The organism is Rhodobacter sp. 4.3.4 (assembly GCF_058724655.1).
The window spans coordinates 2,497,084-2,514,727 of the sequence record NZ_CM178967.1 but is presented as its reverse complement, the minus strand read 5'-3'; the positions used below and the strand labels follow the sequence as shown (position 1 = coordinate 2,514,727).

General features: G+C 64.2%; 13 protein-coding genes, 1 tRNA gene and 2 pseudogenes. 7 read left to right on the top strand and 9 right to left on the bottom strand.

Annotated elements, in window-relative coordinates; all coding sequences use genetic code 11:
• Positions 1-7: 7 nt before the first annotated feature.
• A complete protein-coding gene (gene lon / locus AC4PTB_RS12265; protein ID WP_492190220.1) occupies positions 8-2,419 on the bottom strand; it encodes an endopeptidase La in 2,412 nt (803 codons plus the stop codon).
• Positions 2,420-2,840: 421 nt separating this feature from the next.
• On the opposite strand from lon, the gene AC4PTB_RS12260 reads away from it, so the two are divergent.
• Positions 2,841-2,990 (top strand): hypothetical protein, encoded by a 150-nt coding sequence (locus AC4PTB_RS12260; RefSeq protein ID WP_492190219.1) that lies wholly within the window; start codon positions 2,841-2,843, stop codon positions 2,988-2,990.
• Positions 2,991-3,013: 23 nt separating this feature from the next.
• Here the strand turns inward: AC4PTB_RS12260 and AC4PTB_RS12255 are convergent, their stop codons facing one another.
• Positions 3,014-4,354: an ATP-binding protein gene (locus AC4PTB_RS12255; protein ID WP_492190218.1), complete on the bottom strand. Its 1,341-nt coding sequence runs from the start codon at positions 4,352-4,354 to the stop codon at positions 3,014-3,016.
• Positions 4,355-4,393: 39 nt separating this feature from the next.
• Here AC4PTB_RS12255 and AC4PTB_RS12250 point away from each other — a divergent pair, with 39 nt between their 5' ends.
• Positions 4,394-5,269: an MBL fold metallo-hydrolase gene (locus tag AC4PTB_RS12250; protein ID WP_492190217.1), complete on the top strand. Its 876-nt coding sequence runs from the start codon at positions 4,394-4,396 to the stop codon at positions 5,267-5,269.
• Here the strand turns inward: AC4PTB_RS12250 and AC4PTB_RS12245 are convergent.
• Both AC4PTB_RS12245 and AC4PTB_RS12240 read right to left on the bottom strand, forming a co-directional pair.
• Entirely contained in the window at positions 5,266-6,954 is a 1,689-nt protein-coding gene (locus tag AC4PTB_RS12245; protein WP_492190216.1) for an ABC transporter permease, read from the bottom strand. The two genes, AC4PTB_RS12250 and AC4PTB_RS12245, sit on opposite strands and share 4 nt — an antisense overlap.
• 8 nt (positions 6,955-6,962) lie before the next feature.
• Positions 6,963-7,976 (bottom strand): extracellular solute-binding protein, encoded by a 1,014-nt coding sequence (locus AC4PTB_RS12240; RefSeq protein WP_492190215.1) that lies wholly within the window; start codon positions 7,974-7,976, stop codon positions 6,963-6,965.
• Between the two features lie 446 nt (positions 7,977-8,422).
• Here AC4PTB_RS12240 and AC4PTB_RS12235 point away from each other — a divergent pair.
• Positions 8,423-8,497 (top strand) — tRNA-Asn (locus AC4PTB_RS12235).
• A gap of 303 nt (positions 8,498-8,800) precedes the next feature.
• Here the strand turns inward: AC4PTB_RS12235 and AC4PTB_RS12230 are convergent.
• A complete protein-coding gene (locus AC4PTB_RS12230) occupies positions 8,801-9,982 on the bottom strand; it encodes an IS5 family transposase (RefSeq protein ID WP_492190214.1) in 1,182 nt (393 codons plus the stop codon).
• Positions 9,983-10,898: 916 nt separating this feature from the next.
• Here AC4PTB_RS12230 and AC4PTB_RS12225 point away from each other — a divergent pair.
• A pseudogene (locus tag AC4PTB_RS12225) lies at positions 10,899-11,798 on the top strand (IS5 family transposase); the annotation flags it as partial.
• 97 nt (positions 11,799-11,895) lie between these two features.
• On the opposite strand, the gene tnpC reads toward AC4PTB_RS12225, so the two are convergent.
• The 3 genes from tnpC to tnpA all read right to left on the bottom strand — a co-directional run bounded on the left by tnpC (position 11,896) and on the right by tnpA (position 14,279).
• Positions 11,896-13,515: an IS66 family transposase gene (tnpC, locus tag AC4PTB_RS12220; RefSeq protein WP_492189686.1), complete on the bottom strand. Its 1,620-nt coding sequence runs from the start codon at positions 13,513-13,515 to the stop codon at positions 11,896-11,898.
• Positions 13,516-13,578: 63 nt separating this feature from the next.
• Positions 13,579-13,923 carry an IS66 family insertion sequence element accessory protein TnpB gene (gene tnpB / locus AC4PTB_RS12215; protein ID WP_023921643.1) on the bottom strand — a complete coding sequence of 115 codons (345 nt, stop codon included), beginning with the start codon at positions 13,921-13,923 and terminating at the stop codon, positions 13,579-13,581.
• Complete coding sequence (gene tnpA, locus AC4PTB_RS12210) at positions 13,920-14,279, bottom strand: IS66-like element accessory protein TnpA (protein ID WP_492189685.1); 360 nt, start codon at positions 14,277-14,279, stop codon at positions 13,920-13,922. Before tnpA ends, tnpB begins: the two co-directional genes overlap by 4 nt.
• Positions 14,280-14,379: 100 nt before the next feature.
• Here tnpA and AC4PTB_RS12205 point away from each other — a divergent pair.
• Together AC4PTB_RS12205 and AC4PTB_RS12200 are read left to right on the top strand one after the other, a co-directional pair.
• Positions 14,380-14,691 (top strand): annotated as a pseudogene (locus AC4PTB_RS12205) (transposase); the annotation flags it as partial.
• 202 nt (positions 14,692-14,893) lie between these two features.
• Complete coding sequence (locus AC4PTB_RS12200) at positions 14,894-15,895, top strand: hypothetical protein (protein ID WP_492190213.1); 1,002 nt, start codon at positions 14,894-14,896, stop codon at positions 15,893-15,895.
• A 379-nt stretch (positions 15,896-16,274) separates the two neighbouring features.
• Here the strand turns inward: AC4PTB_RS12200 and AC4PTB_RS12195 are convergent, their stop codons facing one another.
• Positions 16,275-17,318 (bottom strand): YfjI family protein, encoded by a 1,044-nt coding sequence (locus AC4PTB_RS12195; protein WP_492190212.1) that lies wholly within the window; start codon positions 17,316-17,318, stop codon positions 16,275-16,277.
• A gap of 100 nt (positions 17,319-17,418) precedes the next feature.
• Between AC4PTB_RS12195 and AC4PTB_RS12190 the strand changes: the two genes are divergently transcribed.
• The gene (locus tag AC4PTB_RS12190; protein WP_492190211.1) at positions 17,419-17,643 is read left to right on the top strand and encodes a hypothetical protein; all 225 of its coding nucleotides are present in this window, start codon (positions 17,419-17,421) and stop codon (positions 17,641-17,643) included.
• The last annotated feature ends 1 nt before the right edge of the window (position 17,644 follow it).

The window sequence follows — 17,644 nt, the reverse complement described above, 5'->3', positions numbered from 1 at the left end:
CGGCAGATCAATGCGCCGTGGCGCCCGTCGCTTCGGCCCGGGCGGCAGCGCGGGCGGCGGCGGCGGCTTCCTCGGCCGCCTCGTCCCATTCCACCGGCTCGGGGGCGCGCACCAGCGCACGGGCCAGAACCTCGCGGACATGGGTCACCGGGATGATCTCCAGCCCTTCCTTGACGTTGGCCGGGATCTCGGCCAGGTCCTTTTCGTTCTCCTCGGGGATCAGCACGGTCTTGATGCCGCCGCGCAGCGCCGCCAGCAGTTTTTCCTTGAGGCCCCCGATCGGCATGGCATTGCCGCGAAGCGACACTTCGCCCGTCATCGCGATATCCTTGCGCACCGGAATGCCGGTCAGCACCGAGACGATCGAGGTCACCATCGCCAGACCGGCCGAGGGGCCATCCTTCGGCGTCGCGCCATCGGGGACGTGGACGTGAATGTCCAGCGTCTCGAATTTCGGCGGCTTCACCCCGATTTCCGGCGCGATCGAGCGGACATAGCTTGACGCCGCCTCGATCGATTCCTTCATCACGTCGCCCAGCTTGCCGGTGGTCTTCATCCGCCCCTTGCCGGGCAGTTTCAGCGCCTCGATATGCAAGAGATCGCCGCCAACCGAGGTCCAGGCCAGACCGGTGACGACGCCCACCTGATCCTCGGCCTCGGCCAGACCATAGCGGTGCCGCTTCACGCCCAGATAATCGCCCAGCTTCGCCTCATCGACCGTGACCGATTTCACCGCGCCCCTGGCCTTGAGGATCTCGGTCACCGCCTTGCGGGCGGTTTTCGCGATCTCGCGTTCCAGGTTCCGCACCCCGGCTTCGCGGGTGTAATAGCGCACGATATCCGAAAGCGCGCCGTCGGTCAGGGTGAATTCGCCCTTCTTCAGCCCATGCGCCTTGACCTGCTTGGGGATCAGGTGCTGCCGGGCGATCTCGGTCTTTTCGTCCTCGGTGTAACCGGCCAGCGAAATGATCTCCATCCGGTCCAGCAGCGGGCCGGGCATGTTGTAGCTGTTCGCCGTGGTCAGGAACATCACGTTCGAGAGGTCATATTCGACCTCAAGATAGTGGTCGACGAAGCTGCCGTTTTGCTCCGGGTCGAGCACCTCCAAGAGCGCCGAGGCCGGATCTCCGCGGAAATCATGCCCCATCTTGTCGATTTCATCGAGCAGGATCATCGGGTTCGTGGTCTTCGCCTTTTTCAGCGCCTGGATGATCTTGCCCGGCATCGAGCCGATATAGGTGCGCCGGTGGCCGCGGATTTCGCTTTCATCGCGCACGCCGCCAAGGCTGATGCGGATGAATTCCCGCCCCGTCGCGCGGGCAACGGACCGCCCCAGCGAGGTCTTGCCGACGCCCGGCGGGCCGACAAGGCACAGGATCGGCCCCTTCAGCTTGTCCGAGCGCGCCTGCACGGCGAGATATTCGACGATGCGTTCCTTGACCTTTTCCAGCCCGTAGTGATCGGCATCGAGCACCTTTTCGGCGCCGATCAGATCCTTCTTCACCCGGCTTTTCACGCCCCAGGGCAGATTCAGAAGCCAGTCCAGATAGTTGCGCACCACCGTCGCCTCGGCCGACATCGGGCTCATCGAGCGCAGCTTCTTCAGCTCGCCCTCGGCCTTGTCCTTGGCCTCTTTCGACAGCTTGGTCTTGGCGATCTTTTCCTCAAGCTCGTTGAGCTCGTTCTGACCGTCCTCGCCATCGCCCAGCTCGCGCTGGATCGCCTTCATCTGTTCGTTCAGGTAATATTCGCGCTGCGTCTTTTCCATCTGCGACTTGACGCGCGACTTGATCTTTTTCTCGACCTGCAGGACCGAGACCTCGCCCTGCATCAGCCCGTAGACCTTTTCCAGCCGCTCGGAAATGTCCAGCGTTTCCAGCAGCTCCTGCTTGAGCTTGACCTCAAGCCCCAGATGGCCCGAAACGAGATCGGCAAGCTTGTCGGCTTCGCGGGTTTCGGACACCGCGGCCATCGCCTCTTCGGGGATGTTCTTCTTGATCTTGGCGTAGCGTTCGAATTCCTCGGCGACCGAGCGCAACAGCGCCTTGATCGTGTCGCGGTCGCCCTCGACCTCGGTCAGGGTTTCGGCCTGCGCCTCGAAGAAGCGGTCGTTTTCGACGAAATCGGTGATCCGCACCCGGGTCTTGCCTTCGACCAGCACCTTGACCGTGCCGTCGGGCAGTTTCAGCAGTTGCAGCACATTGGCGAGCACGCCGACGCGGAAGATCCCCTCGGGCGAGGGGTCGTCGATCGAGGGGTCGATCTGGCTGGCCAGCAGGATCTGCCGGTCGTCGGCCATCACCTCTTCAAGGGCGCGCACGGATTTCTCGCGGCCGACGAAAAGCGGCACGATCATATGCGGGAACACCACGATGTCGCGCAGCGGCAGGACCGGATGGGTGGTGGGGAGTGCGGTCATTCTCTGTCCTTGTTTGCGGCGAAAGGCACCGGTCCCGCGATTGGCAACCCGTCCCTTCCCATGCCCCATATCTAGGGGGGGGTGAGGCACAGTTCAACTGCAGCGAACCGACGGCCCGCCCCGCCGTCATCAAGTCTTCACACTGCGGCAGAATGCCCCGTGCTGCAAGCAAAGCTTGGCTCGGATGCCCGACAAACTTTTGCTGTTGCCGCCCGATCTTGTGTGTCATGCCGAGAAGATCGCGGAAGGGTTGACCCTCGCTGCCGAAACCCGGTGCGCAAGAGCCGGGGCGCAGAGCTTGCCCCCGACATCTTGCCGCCGACGCCATGCACAGGGGCCGCGCGCCGCGAAAGGTTTCGTTAAGATTTTGCGCGCATCCTGCAGTTGCGGGAACGCGGGTTCGAGGTGAAGGAGCGAAGCGGTGAGCACAACAGCCGGAGCATGTGTCGATCTGTCCGGGGATGTTGCGGTCGAGGTTCGGCCTGTCAAAACCGCCTCGGGCTGGTGGATCCTGCCGATCGTGCTTGCGGGGGCGGCGGCCTGGATCGGCCTTTTCGTCCTGATCTTCTGAGCCACAGCGTCAGACCGGCCGCCTCAGCGTGGCAGCGTCAGTTCTGCCGCCAGCCCGCCCAGACGCTTGCCCTCAAGCAGGGTCAGGCTGCCGCCATGGCCCCGCGCGATGTCGGCGGCAATCGCCAGCCCCAGCCCGACGCCCTGACCGCGGTCCTGATTGCGCGCCGGATCAAGCCGGGTAAAGGGCCGCATCGCCTCTTCGCGCCGCTCGGCGGGGATGCCGGGGCCGTCATCCTCGACCACGAGACGCAGGCTGCGCGGGCGCACCGTCACCGAGACCTCGGCCCGCGTGCCATAGCGCACCGCATTGCCGATCAGGTTTTCCAGGGCGCGGCGCAGCGCATCGGGGCGCACCACCGCATGCACCGGCGTCTCGGGGCAGGCGATCAGCTGTACCGACTGCCCGGCGCGGATCGCATCCTCCACCACCTGCCCGACAAAGCCGCAGATCTCGACCCGTTCGGGCTCGCCCGCCATCGCCTCCTCGCGCGCGACATTCAGGAAGGCGTCGATCATCTTGCCCATCTCGGTCACGTCGCGCGCCATCGCGGCGATCTCGGCCTCGGTCTCGGGCTCTTCGGGCAGCATCGACAGGCCAAGCCTGAGCCGCGTCAGCGGCGTGCGCAGATCGTGGCTGATCCCCGACAGCATCAGCCGGCGGCTTTCGGTCTGCCGCTCGATCCGGTCGCGCATCTCCAGAAAGGCCTTGCCCGCCGCCCGCACCTCCAGCGCGCCGGTCGGGCGATAGGGCGCGATCTGGCCCTTGCCGAAGGCCTCGGCAGCGCGGGCCAGCCGCTGGATTGGCCGCAACTGGTTGCGCAGGAACAAAAACGCGATCAGCGTCATCAGCACCGAAACGAAGACCATCAGCACCAGCAGCTGATGCGGATTGGAGGCCGAGACCCAGCCGCGCGGAAAGCCGATGTAAAGCGGCCCGTGCCGGGTCGCGACCCAAAGCTGCACCCGCCCACCCGCGGTCAGATCCAGCGCGATCATCCCCGGCAGGCCCGCGCGCAGCGTCGATTGCACGGTCAGCCCGGTGAAATCGGTGATCTCGCGCCGGTCGGCGGCGGGGATGGTCCCGGGCGCGGGCAGCGCCAGTTGCAGGTCCAGCGCCTGAGCGAGCTCCGCCATCCGCGCCGTGGCCTGCGCTTCGGTCGCGGCGGTATCGGCGCGCTCGACCACCAGCGCGATCTCGCGCAGCATCGAGGTGGTCATCTGCTCGGTCACGCGCTCGAAATGGCGCTGGATGAAGACGACCGAGACGACCAGCTGGATGGTGACGACCGGCAGGATCAGGATCAGCGCGGCCCGGCCGTAAAGCCCGCGCGGCAGGAAGTGTTTGAGCCAGGCGAAATCCATGCCACAACCTAACGTCGGAAGCGGCAGAGGGAAAGAGGGATGAAGGATCTGGAACCGGGCGTGCGGCGGCTTGTGGCGCCCAACCCCTCGGCGCTGACGTATCGGGGTACCTGTTCTTATGTGCTGGGCCGGGGGGCGGTGGCGGTGCTCGATCCCGGGCCTGCCGATCCGGGGCATCTGCGGGCGCTGCTGGACCATCTGGCCCCGGGCGAGCGGGTGGTGGCGATTCTGGTCAGCCATGCGCATCTGGATCATTCCGGGGCGGCGCGGCCGCTGGCCGATCTGACCGGGGCGCCGGTCTTCGCCTTTGGCGATGCGGCGGCGGGGCGTTCGGCCGCGATGCAGGCGCTGGCCGAGACCGGGCTGGCGGGTGGCGGCGAGGGGGTGGATGCGGGCTTTCGTCCCGATGAGACGCTCTCCGATGGCGAGGTGCTGGCGCTGGGCGATTGGTCGGTGACGGCGCTGCACACGCCGGGGCATTTCGGCAACCACCTGTGTTTCGCGATGGGCGATGCGGTCTTTACCGCCGATGTGGTGATGGGCTGGTCGACGACGCTGATCTCGCCGCCCGATGGCGATCTGGAGGCTTATTTCGCCACGCTTGACCGGCTGGCGGGGCAGGGGGCGCGGGTGTTCTATCCCGGCCATGGCGATCCGGTGCCCGATCCCGCGGCGCGGCTGGCCGCGCTTGCGGCGCATCGGCAGGCCCGCACGGCGCAGATCCTTGCGGCGCTGGCCGCGGGGCCCGCGACGCTGCCCACGCTGACCGCGCGGGTCTATGCCGAGACGCCCGCGGCCCTGCACCGGGCGGCGGCGCGCAATCTTTTCGCGCATCTGGTGGCTCTGGTCGGGCAGGGCTGGGTGGTGGCAGAGCCGGGTCTGGCGGCAAACGCGGTCTTCGCCCGCGCCGGTTAGGCCCCCCGCCGCTGCGCCAGCCGCGCCAGCGCGATCACCGGCAGGATGCCCACGGCGACGATGGCAAGCCCCGCGATGGCGCCGTCTTCATGGCTGCCGCGCGCCGCCTCGCCGTAAAGATGGGTGGCGAGCGTCTCGACGCCGAGCGGGCGCAACAGCAGCGTGGCCGAAAGTTCCTTCATCGTGTCGACAAAGACGAGCAGCGCCGCCGCGATCAGGGCCGGGCGCAGAAGCGGCAGATGCAACCGGCGCAGGCTGGCCGCCGGACCATGGCCCAGACTGCGCGCCGCCTGATCGAGCGCGCGCGGGATCTGCGCGAAACCGCTTTCGCAGCCGCCCACCGAGATTGCCAGAAACCGCACCAGATAGGCATAGCCCAAAGCCAGCCCCGAGCCGATCAGCACCAGCCCGGTGCCCTGACCCAGAACCGCCCGCGCGCCTGCGTCGAGCAGCCGGTCCAGCGCCCCCATCGGCACCAGCACGCCCAGCGCCACCACGGTTCCGGGCATCGCATAGCCAAGGCTGGCGAGCCGCCCGATCACCGCGCCGGGCCCGCCGGGGCAAAGCCGCGCCGTCAGCACCACCACCAGCCCGCCCGCCACAACCGTCACCGTCGCCGCCGTCGCCAGCAGCAGCGTCGCCCGCATCTCGGCGCGCAGCTGCGCGGAAATCCCGCTCTCGGCGATCCGCGTCACGGCCTCGGACAAAAGCCAGGCCAGCGGCACGCCAAAGCCCAGCACCACCGGCACCAGCCCCAGCCCGAGCGCTGCAAAGCCGCGCAGCCCCGCCAGCCGCACCGGCACCAGCGGCCGCATCCGCTGCGCCCCGCCCGCAAAGCGCTGCCTGCGCCGGGCGAAGCGTTCCAGCGCCACCAGCGCGGCCACCACGGCCAGCATCACCAGCGCGATCTGCGCCGCCCCGGGCAGATCCGAGCGCGTGACCCAGGTCGCATAGATTGACACCGTCAGCGTGCGCACGCCCAGAAACTCCGCCGCGCCGATGTCGTTCAGTGTCTCCATCAGCGCCAGGCTCGCCCCTGCCGCGATCGCCGGACGGGCGAGCGGCAGCGCCAGCCGCCACAGCAGCCCCCGCCGCGTGCAGCCGAGCATCCGCCCGGCCTCCAGAAGCCCCGCCGCCTGCATCGCGAACATCGCCCGCACCGGCAGGTAGACATAGGGGTAAAGCACCAGCCCCAAAAGCAAAATCGCCCCCGGCAGGGAGCGGATGTCGGGCAGCCGGAACTCCCGCGGCGAGGCATAGCCCAAAAGCGCCCGCAGCCCGTCTTGCAGCGGGCCGAGCGGATGCGTCACCTCCAGATAGACAAAGGCGATGATGTAGCTGGGCACGGCCAGCGGCAAAAGCAGCGCCCAATCCAGCAGCCTGCGGCCCGGAAACTCATGCGCCGCCACCAGCCAGGCCAAGGCGGTGCCCAGAACCGTGACAACCAGCCCGACCCCGGCCAGAAGCAGCGCCGTCTGCCCCAGCGCGGGGATCAGCACATGCGCCCAAAGATGGTTCCAAAGCCCGTCCGAGCCCTGCGCCGCCTGCCAGAGCAGCGCCGCCACCGGCGCCAGCACCAGCGCGGCGATGCTGCCCGCCGCCCAAAGCCAGGGCGACCCGCCCCCGATGAAGGGGCGGGTGCCGATGCGCCCGGGCAGGCGCGGGCTCAGATCGGTCACGGCCATCGCGGGTCTCAGTTGTCGAAGCCGACCTTGTCGACGAGCGCGCTGGCTTCCTTGCGGTTTTTCACCACCTCGGTCAGCGGCAGCGGATCAACAGAGAGCGGCCCGAAAGAGGCGATGATCGGCGCCAGCTCGGCCCCGGCCTTGACCGGATATTCGAAATTCGCCTCGGCATAGAGTTTTTGCGCCGCATCCGAGGTGAGATATTCGAGCAGTTTCACCGCCTCGGCCTTGTGCGGCGCATGTTTCGCAATCGCCGCGCCCGAGATGTTCACATGCGTGCCGCCGTCCTTGAACGTCGGCAGCAGCACGGTGATCGCCTCGCCCCAGGCTTTCTGCTCGGGCTCCTTTTCATTCGTGCGCATCAGCCCGACGTAATAGGAATTCGCCACCGCGATGTCGCAGATGCCGCCCAGGATGTCCTTGGCGCCATCGCGGTCGCCGCCGCCGGGCTTGCGCGCCAGATTGGCCTTGAGCCCGGTCAGCCAGGTCTCGGTCGCCGCCGTGCCGTGATGCGCCAGATAGGCGGCGAAAAGCCCGGTGTTGTAGGGGTGCTGGCCTGAGCGGATGCAGATCTTGCCCGCCCATTTCGGATCGGCAAGCTCTTCATAGGTGATCGCGCTCAGGCCCAGATCCTTGGCGGCATAGACGACGCGCGCCCGCATCGACAGCGCCACCCACTGGTTTTCCGGATCGCGCAGCTCTTTCGGCACTGCGGCCAGAACGGCTTCGGAGTCAATGGTTTGCGTCAGGCCCTTGGCGGCCAGATCGGCCATGTTGCCGGCATCGACCGCCATCAGCACATCGGCGGGCGAGGCCGCGCCCTCGGCCGCGACGCGCTCGGCCAGCCCGTCCTTGAGGAAGACGGTGGTGACGGTGATCCCGGTTTCGGCGGTGAAGGCAGAGAGCAGCGGTTCGACCAGTTTCGGCTCGCGCGAGGTGTAAAGATTAAGCTCGGCCGCCGCGAGGGGCAGGGGGGCAAGCAGGGCCGAGGTCAGAAGCAGGGCGCGCGGGGAAAGGGTCATGGCAGGGCCTCCGGGGCTGGAAAGGTCATGTCGCCCGGTATCGGGCCAGATCGGGATGGCATGCATGACTAAATCAGTCAAGAAATAAATATGAGTGTTTGTCTCAGCTTTTGTCGGACGGGCCGCCCGGCCGGGGATGCCGGGGCAGGCCTTGTGGGCGCGGCCGCGATTCGAGACGAATCCCGCTGCGCCGCACCCACGGGGTGCCGCCCCGAAAGCAAACGTTTTCGTGAACAGTGGCGTCGCCGTTTTCGATCTGGCGTTGCGGGCAGGCGGCTGGGGGCAGGTCCGACGGCCCTGTCGCCCTGCGTAATAAGGCTGGAACCGCCCGTTTTCGCCCCGACGCCGACGGGAGGGGCGGTTGCGGAGGCAAGTTTCGGGGTGGGAAAAAAACGTTGCCCCCCCCTTGCACCCCGATTCAGCCGCCGCTATACACCCCCACATGTTCCGGCGTAGCTCAGCGGTAGAGCAGTTGACTGTTAATCAATTGGTCGTAGGTTCGATCCCTACCGCCGGAGCCAGAAATCCTCAAAGATTTCAACGAGTTACAGGGGAAGCGGCAACGCTTCCTCGTATCGCATTTGCGACTGTCAGACATATAGCAGACATTTTGCGATTTCCACAGTGGCGCGCGTCAGGCTCGCAGACAACCCGCAAAGCACTGATCTGACTGCACAATCCCACATCGAGCGAAATCCCGACCGAAAATTTGGCGCAAGTGTAGATCGTTAACAGGCCGCTGAAATAGTCGGCAGACGAGAAGGACTTCCCGTTTTCGTACGAGTTCTGGGCTTGAGCGCCCGCCGGTCCACTGCTCTTCGTCCTCAGGCGGCGAGCAGCCTGGGCAGTCTTGCCAGATTGTTGGCGGCCATCGTCAGGATGAACCGCGACTGCACCCGTTCGATGCCGCGATACATCGTCTGCGCCATCCCTCCGACCGTCTTGGCCCAGCCGAAAGCCTCTTCGATCCGCTTTCGATGCTTGAGGGAAAGGGCGTAGCCGTCGTGGCGGGTGGTGCGGCGGTCGATGGCGGAATGTCGGGCCTTTTGCGCGACATGGGGCGTGACGCAGGCCCTGCGCAGATCTCGGATGAATTCGGCGGCGTCATAACCTTTGTCGGCGCCCAGCGTCAGGCGCCGGGTTGACCCCGGCGAATGTCGGTGGATCATGTCGAGCGCGGCTTGCCGTTCGGCGTGGCCATCGGCGCGGGTCAGCTCGCCCTGCACGATCAGGCCGGAGCGGTTCTCCATCAGCGCATGGCCGATGAAGCACAGCATCGCGCCGGTGCCGGGGGATTTCTTGTAAAGCCGCGCCTCGGGATCGGTGGTCGAGGCATGCGTCGCATTCGAGCGTTTCTCGCCCCGGAAGTCGACCTCGGCATTGCGGTTCTGGCGGCGGCTGCGGGGCATCGGATCGGGCTTTGCTTCGGTCGCGTCGGGGGCGGGGCTTGGCGGCGGCGGCGCGCCGGGATCCTCGTCACCCGGATCATCATCGGGATCCTCGGCCTCGGGCGGCGGCGCCTTCGGCTGAAAGCTTTTCATCGACGCCCAAGCCTTCACCAGCGTGCCATCGACCGAGAAATGCTCGTCCGACAGGAGCGGCGCCACCTCGCGATGCGCCAGGATCGCGGCCATTATCTTGCGCGACATCTCGGTATTCATCAGCCGGTCGCGGTTCTTCGTGAAAACCGTCGGCACCCAAACCTGATCGTCGATCCCCAGCCCGACGAACCAGCGAAACAACAGGTTGTAATCCATCTGCTCCATCAGCTGGCGCTCGGAGCGGATCGAAAACAGGATCTGCAGAAGGCTCGCCCGGATCAGCCGTTCCGGCGCGATCGAGGGGCGGCCGAAGCGGATGTAAAGCCCTTCGAAATCAGCATCGAGGCTGGCCAGCGCATCATTGACCACCTGCCGGATCTTGCGCAGCGGATGCCTGGCCGGGATGCGATCCTCGAGGTCGACATAGCTGAAAAGCGACCCGCTCGTCTCGTCCGTGCCCCGCATCGTGATCCCCCTTCGCTATGGGAAGGGGTGAATCATGTTCTGCATCCGCGGTCGAGGCCGACTATTTCAGCGGCCTGTTAAGCCCCCCTGCCTTGCCCCCCCCCACCCCCCACCTACCTAGGGGGGCATCTTCCCACCATCTCCGCACCCAGTCACATAATCATCTAGTCAAGTATCATGCTGCATGACCGATGACGGCCCCGAGCAGACGCAGGGTCAGACATGATGAACCACGGAATCAGACGGGCGGGGCTGACACCTGGATAACGTGGGGGCTGACGCGCAGACGACACGCGACACACGACGCCACACGACACGCGCGTAAAACCACGTCACAGCGCACGATGCCCGCGAACGCGACACGTCCCCGCATCGAACGCGCAACACTCCCCCAGCCCCCTTGCAGCGCGCGCACCGCAAGCGTCCACAGGGTGCGACGCAAGCCAAGGTACCCGTCACTCGACCACTCCCTGAAGTGCGCCGATGTTATGGCCCGTTATGAAGGCACATCCCAAGCGTAACGCGTGAAATCCTTTTTGTTTCAACGATCTGTTATGGATGTTATGCTGTTTTGAGAATTGAATTATTTCCAAAAAACAGAAAATCAGTACAGGATAAAAAATGCAATAAAAGCCCCGATAGAGAGAATATGCGTAACGCAAAACATATCGCGAGCAACTCTATGTTATTGAAGGAAATATCGCGTTACGAAATGCGATGCACCCGCATAACACGCGCGTAACGCGGATCATAACGCAAGCAGATCTTTGGGGCGCGGATAGCGGCACACTGAACCAACGCCGAACCAAACCTGAGTTCTTCGCTATTATTCGTTAGCAGGCTGCTGAAGAAGTCGGCCCTTGGCCCGGTTTGAGGAACATGATTCACCCTCGGCACGGTAACGTAGGGGGCAAAGATGCGGGGGACGGACGAGACGAGCGGGTCGCTGTTCAGCTATGTCGATCTTGAGGCTCGCATCCCCGCGCGGCATCCGTTGCGCAAGATCAGGCAGGTGGTGAACGAGGCGTTGGCGAGCCTGGATGGCGAGTTCGATGCGCTTTACACCGATTTCGGCCGCCCTTCGATCCCGCCGGAACGGCTGATCCGGGCCAGCCTGACCCAGATCCTGTTCTCGATCCGCTCCGAGCGTCAGTTGATGGGACAGATGCAGTATAACCTGCTGTTCCGCTGGTTCGTCGGTCTCGGGATTGACGACGCCGTGTGGGTGCCGACCGTCTTCACCAAGAACCGCGACCGCCTGCTGACGACCGAGATGTCGCGCAAGGTGATGGCGGCGATCCTGGCGCATCGCGAGGTCGCGCCGCTGTTGTCGGACGACCATTTCTCGGTCGACGGCACGCTGATCAAGGCTTGGGCGTCGATGAAGAGCTTCCAGCCCAAGGCGGACGACACGCCGCCCGACGACGATCCGGGCAGCCCGACCGGACCCGACACCGCCCCCGACACAGCCCCCGACACAGCCATCGAAGAAGCAGACCAACCCACCGAGCCCGAGGCCGCCCCGATGCACCGCGACCACCGCCAGAACCGCAATGCCGAAGTCGATTTCCGGGGCGAGAAGCGGTCCAATGCCACCCATGCCTCGACCACCGACCCCGATGCGCGCCTTTACAAGAAATCCCCCGGCACCGGCGCCATGCTCTGCTTCATCGGCCATGCCCTGATGGAGAACCGGAACGGGCTCATCGTGCAGGGCGACCTGACCCAGGCGGATGGCCATGCCGAACGGCGCGCCGCGCTGGACATGATCCATCGAAATTCCCCCGGATCGACCCGGCGATTGACGGTAACCGCTCGATTGTGGCCGCCCTTGCGCGTTCGGGCGATATCTGGGGTGCCTGATACGACGTCGTTATTGGCGTCGTTAGCGACGTCAACGAGATCTGCGCCGATCAGGCGGCGATCTTGGTGTCACCGGCTGGCAGGGGCTTCCAATTCCAGGGGAGCAGTTCGTAAAGCCGCGGGTTGATGTGGTCGTTGATGCGCGCCAGCACGTCGGCCAGATAGGCCTGCGGGTCGAGACCGCTCAGTTTCGCGCTCTCGATCAGGGTCATCGCGCGCGCCAGGGTTTCGCCCCCGGCGTCATTGCCCGCAAAAAGCCAGTTCTTCCGCCCGACGCCGATCGGGCGCATGGCGCGCTCGGCCGGATTGTTGTCAATGGCCACGCGCCCATCCTCGAGAAAGAGGCAAAAGGCGTCCCAGCGGTTCAGGGCGTAGCGGAACGCCTTCGCCAGATCGCTCTTGCCCGAGATATAGTCGAGGTTCTCCTCCGCCCAGGCCTTGAACGCCTCGACCTTCGGGCGGCTGTGCGCCTGCCGGACAGCGTGGCGCTCGTCGGCACTGCGGCCGTTGATCTGCGCTTCGATGTCATAAAGCGCACCGATCCGTTCCAGCGCCTCGCGGGCGATCTCCGAGCCGGTCTCCTTCTCGACGTCAAAAAAGGCCCTGCGCAGATGCGCCCAACAGGCGGCCTCCTGGAACCTGGCCTCGCCATTTCCCTCTGCCAGATAGAGATCCCTGAAGCCCGCGTAAGCATCGGCCTGCAGGATCCCCTTGCCCGCCCCGAGGTGTTTCTGCGGGTGCTCGCCCTTGCGATCGGGTGAGAAGTGATAGGCCACCGCCGGGGGCGCGGCTCCCGACCAGGGCCGCTGGTCACGCACATAGGCCCAGATCCGCCCCTCTTTCACGCCCTTGCCAAGCTCGCCCTTCTTCGCGCGGTCGAGCACCCGGATCGGCGTGTCGTCGGCATGCAGCAGGTCCGAGGCCAGAACATCCTTGCGGATCAGCTCGACCAGCGGCGCCAGCGTCCGCATCGCGCCGCCGCACCAGCCGGCAAGCGTGGTGTCGGGGATGTCAGCGCCCATCCGGGCAAAGATCTCGTTCAGGCGATAGAGCGGAAGGTGGTCGTCGTATTTGGCGACGAGGATGAAGGCGAGCAGGCTCGGACCAGCAAGGCTGCCAGGGATCGGCCGGGTCGGCGCCGGGCATTGCACCATCTTCTCGCAGCACCGGCAGGACTTCTTCGGCCGCGCCACCTCGATCAGCTTCAGCCGGGCCGTGATCATCTCGAGGATCTGGCTCACATCCTCGCCGACGAGGCGCAGGGCGCCGCCGCATTCCGGACAGGTCTCGCCGGGATCGAGCTCGCGGCGCTCGCGCGGCGTGTCGGGCGACACCCGCGGGCGTCGGCGCGGCGCCTTCTCCGAGGCTTCGGCGTCGCCTTGGTCGTCTGACGTGCTGCAGACCGGCGCGGTCTCGACGCTGTCCTGCTCGGGCGGTGGCGCAACCTCGGCCTCGGCCACCTGCAGGCTCTCGAGCGCGAACTCCAGCTGCTCGATCTCGCGGGCGACCTTCTCGGAGCCCTTGCCGAAAGCCTGCCGCCGCAGCCGCGCGATCCGCATTCGCAGCGACTGCACCAGCAGGTCATGCGCGCGCAGGCTGGCCTGCAGCTGAAGGATCATCTCCTTCAGGGCGGCGGGGTCATCCGGCAGGGAAGCGGCGGTGAGCGACATGGCCAAAGGTACCATGCTGCAGCCCGTAATCTCAACAAAACAAGGGCTAAGCGGCGCTTTGACTCACATCCGCGTCGGCGCGCTCGTCCAGCGTGGTTGGCGCCAGTCTATGCCTTCCCAGAGCATCGCCATCTGCGCCGGGGTCAGTGCAACTTTACCCTCGGTGGCCTTGGGCCAAGGGAAATGGCCGCGCTCGAGCACCTTGTAATAAAGGCAAAAGCCCTGCCCATCCCAGTGCAGGATCTTCAGCCGGTCGCCCATGCGCCCTCTGAACACCAAGAGCGCCCCACCCGCCGGATCCTCGCCCAACACCTTCTTTGCCCGCGCGCAGAGCCCGGCAATCCCGCACCGCATGTCTGTCGTGCCGGCGGCAAGAAAAACGCGCACGCCGTTCCCCGGCCCGATCATGCGCCTTCCAGAACCCGGATCAGCTGCGCGAGCCCTGATGCCGACAGCCCCTCGATCCCGCGCAGGCGCCGACCGTTCATCAGCACGATCTCGACCGGCGAGGGTGTGACGGCGGGCGTGACCGTCTTCTCGGTCGTCAGCTCCACCGGCAGGAACGCGGTCTCCTCCGTCAAGCTTTCGCCCCGCCGCCGGAACTCCGCCCGCCATTGATAGATGTGCTGCCGGGTCAGGTCGTGACGGCGCACGACATCCGCAACCCGCGCCCCATCCACGCCAACCTCCGCGAGGATCGACCGCTTCTCCGCATCCGACCAGCGCCGCCGCCGCTCAACCCCCGTCAAAATCTCTTGCCGCATGATCCCATCCGCCACAGACGACGTCGCTAACGACGTCAATAACGACGGGTGGTTAGGCTGAAACAGGCAGCATCAGAAGGCGGCCACAACCGGGTGCTTACGATTGACGCTGGGAGCGGACAAGGGCTTCGACGCCGCCGAGTTCGTCGCCGACCTGCGGCAAGCCTGTGTGACCCCGCATGTCGCGCAGAAATCCCGATACTCGGCGATCGACGGCCGCACGACCCGGCACGAGGGTTACGCCCTGTCGATCAAAAACCGCAAACGGATCGAAGAGGCTTTCGGCTGGGCCAAAACCGTCGGCGGCATGGCCCAGACCGTTTATCGCGGCGTCGAACGGGTGCGTTCCCGCTTCATCCTCACCATGGCCGCAAACAACCTCGCCCGACTGCCCCGGCTGCTCGCAGCCTGATGCTGGGAAACCGCGCCAGGCATGTAGATCGCCAGCGTCGATCGAGCCGAAACCAAACCCAGCAGGTTGCGCCGAAAGAAAACTGTTCCGCAAAGGCGACTTCTTCAGCACCCTGCTAAGGCAAAGCCGCGACGAAGAGCTTGTTGCTGACCTAGTCGCTTATATGGTCTCGGACGAACCAACCGCGTCTAGAACCGAACTCTTGGACGACTACTACGCAGCTAGCTTTCCGATGACTGGGGCGCATCTTGAGAGATTTCAAGCTATTGATCAAGCTGTAAGAAAAAGAAACCCCGACCTAGTTGACCTCGACTTCCAAAGGACGCACGACACACTTGTCATGATCCTTGACCAAGCTCAGACCACATTTTCTTCACTATTGTTCCCTGGCGACAATGCAAATAACCCCATCCCAAGGTATTTTCAGGCAGTATTTCTGGCTATCCACGAACTAGTTGTTAAGAAGGGACTTGCAATTTCCGATCGCGCCGGCACCATTGCAGGGCTTACCAACAGAGGCAAAAACATCGTCATTCAAGAGGGCGGCAGATGGGGCGCGGACAACAGAGCCGACGCGGTGAAAGCCGTTGTCGGAATGATTCAGCAATACTTTGAAGAAGATAAGAACCCGGACCCGGCAAAAGTGCATTGGGTTACAAAATTGCAGAACCTCTTGACTAATTCAAAGACGGAACAGCCTGCATACGACTTCAAGCAGGGCTTCTTGGAACTTTCTGATAAACCAGCTTTTGATGATAGTTCTTTCAACAAGATACTGGAGACCTGCGCAGCAATAGCCAACCTTGGGAAAGGACATCGGGGTTACGTTGTTATCGGTGTGGCTGAAAAGGCTGCAACAGCACTTCGAGTGGAGCAACTTTTTGGGGTCAAATCCCTGCAATACAATGGCTTCTACATCACGGGCGTAGAGCATGAAGCAAAGCACCTCGGCAAGAACCTTGACCAGTTGTTCCAGCAAGTTTCCGACAGAGTTGCCGCCTCATCCCTTTCCGAGCCACTCAAGTCATATATCAATGCCAGAATCAAGTGCGTGAGCTACTTTGACAAGACAGCTTTTGTTTTGGAGGTCGAAGGCCAGAACAACCCAACACTCTTTAATGGCAAGTATTATGAACGGCAAGGGACACAAGTGATTGAAGTTATCCCTGAGCGCTTTCCAAGCCTCTTTGAGCGGTTCAAGTGAGGGCAACTTGGGGTATTTTTGAGGTTACACTCGATCATGGTTGGGCGGGAATTTATGCAGCTCTTTTCGATCTGTATGACCACGGGCCAAGCGCAAGCATGTCCAAGCGCTTGCCGCCCGCCTGCCATTGACCGCAAACCAAACGGTCGACCTACTAGATGCAAGTTATTCAATAATACGTTAATCCTGCGGCAGAGGCCCCAAAGCAGCCCCTTATAGCGCTACAGCAAGCAAAAGATTAAACGTATTAAAATATTAAAGCAGTAGCTAAGTCCCTGTAATGCTGTGGTTGCTGCTATAATCAGCGGGATTTGCACAAATCTTGGATGCGCGGCAAAAGGCATCACTTCTGCCGCGCGCTATAATCTCGGTTCAACACCTACAAGCCGCTCTCGTCATAGTTCGGGAGCCGCACCACGCGGTAGGCCTGCCCGTGGTAACTATAGGCCTCAATCGTCGCGTCCTTTTTCACCTCCATGAGATACCCGGCTTCAACCATGGACCGCAGCGCGTCACGCAGCGCCCAGTTGGACCCGAGCTTGTGGGTATAGAAGGCCGCGTGCTGCGCGGTTCGGTTCAGCAGGTAGCTCACTGGCACAATGCTGGCCTGCCGCATGGCCTCGGGGATCTTGTAGGACGCGGCAAGGGGGTTGAGCATGTAGTGGCGCAGCACCGCCGCGAGCTTGCGTTCCCGCGCCCCGTCGCCCTCGCCCACGTCGCCGCCGTCAAGACGGGTCTGCATGTTGGCGATATTCCGCATGATGAGCGCGATAGCCCAATCCGCGTGTGCCGCCGTCACCACTGGCTCTCTGGTGCCGTAGCTGTCAGCAACGGCCAGCAGCGTCGCGACCTTGAGCGCGTTCAGGTGCGCCCGGTTCCACATTTGCCGTCGCGCCTCGTTCTCGGTCGCGTTCAGGTTCTGGTCGCATTGCCGGTCGAAGTCCCGCAAGCGCTGCAAGGCATCCGCGTCGGGCGGGACAAGCTGCGGCTCACGTGCAAACCGCTGAACCGCTTGCCCAACGATGTTACAGAACCACCGCACGGCGTCAGGGTGAAAGGGTTGGCGGCTCTCGTTCAGCGGCGGGCGCTGGCCGTGGTATTCAATGACAACGAACCGCGACAGAAACCCGTCTGCCATCATCTTGCCGTTCAGCGCCTCGTAAAAGGTGCTGGGCGTGGTGTCACCGATGATGCTGTAGCTCGCGCTGCCTTCGATCTCAATGCTGTCATCTGCCTTGGCGCGCTGGATACCCCCGCAAGCGGGCCGGGAAAGCTGCCGCCGCCGTCTGAGCCCCCCCCCCCCGAAATGCGTGCCGATCTTGCCTCCGCAAGCTTGCCCCGGCAGGGGATCGGCACGGTTTCGACCGCAGTCCTGCCTTTTGGACGGGCGGACGTTCTGTCGCAGATGATCTGAAATTCTCATTCTGGACAGGATGTTGGCCGCCGCTTTAGGGTCCGCTCGCAATAGAGCGAAACGGTTCAGTTCAGGTGATGGGGTGCAAATGAATAAGCCAAGGCCTGCGGTGGCCGACCTTGTTGCGCGTTTTGCGCGGATCACGAAACTCGACATGAACAAGGCGATTGGCGAGGATGCGGTGGGCATGCTCGTGCGGCTCAAGGATCAGACCGGGGCATTGGACGAGACCGAATGCGTGATCGTCGAACTGAAGCGTGACGGCCGGATTTCGGCGCGCAGGCTGGTCGAACTGCTGCGCCGTCACCAGAGGGAATGCCTGCGCCGCCGCTAGC

What these genes read in the sequence shown, in the direction of transcription:
- lon (WP_492190220.1), bottom strand. Translation starts at nt 2,419, where the DNA reads ATGACCGCACTCCCCACCACCCATCCGGTCCTGCCGCTGCGCGACATC.
- AC4PTB_RS12255 (WP_492190218.1), bottom strand. Translation starts at nt 4,354, where the DNA reads ATGGATTTCGCCTGGCTCAAACACTTCCTGCCGCGCGGGCTTTACGGC.
- AC4PTB_RS12250 (WP_492190217.1), top strand. Translation starts at nt 4,394, where the DNA reads ATGAAGGATCTGGAACCGGGCGTGCGGCGGCTTGTGGCGCCCAACCCC.
- AC4PTB_RS12245 (WP_492190216.1), bottom strand. Translation starts at nt 6,954, where the DNA reads ATGGCCGTGACCGATCTGAGCCCGCGCCTGCCCGGGCGCATCGGCACC.
- AC4PTB_RS12240 (WP_492190215.1), bottom strand. Translation starts at nt 7,976, where the DNA reads ATGACCCTTTCCCCGCGCGCCCTGCTTCTGACCTCGGCCCTGCTTGCC.
- AC4PTB_RS12230 (WP_492190214.1), bottom strand. Translation starts at nt 9,982, where the DNA reads ATGCGGGGCACGGACGAGACGAGCGGGTCGCTTTTCAGCTATGTCGAC.
- tnpC (WP_492189686.1), bottom strand. Translation starts at nt 13,515, where the DNA reads ATGTCGCTCACCGCCGCTTCCCTGCCGGATGACCCCGCCGCCCTGAAG.
- tnpB (WP_023921643.1), bottom strand. Translation starts at nt 13,923, where the DNA reads ATGATCGGGCCGGGGAACGGCGTGCGCGTTTTTCTTGCCGCCGGCACG.
- tnpA (WP_492189685.1), bottom strand. Translation starts at nt 14,279, where the DNA reads ATGCGGCAAGAGATTTTGACGGGGGTTGAGCGGCGGCGGCGCTGGTCG.
- AC4PTB_RS12195 (WP_492190212.1), bottom strand. Translation starts at nt 17,318, where the DNA reads ATGAGAATTTCAGATCATCTGCGACAGAACGTCCGCCCGTCCAAAAGG.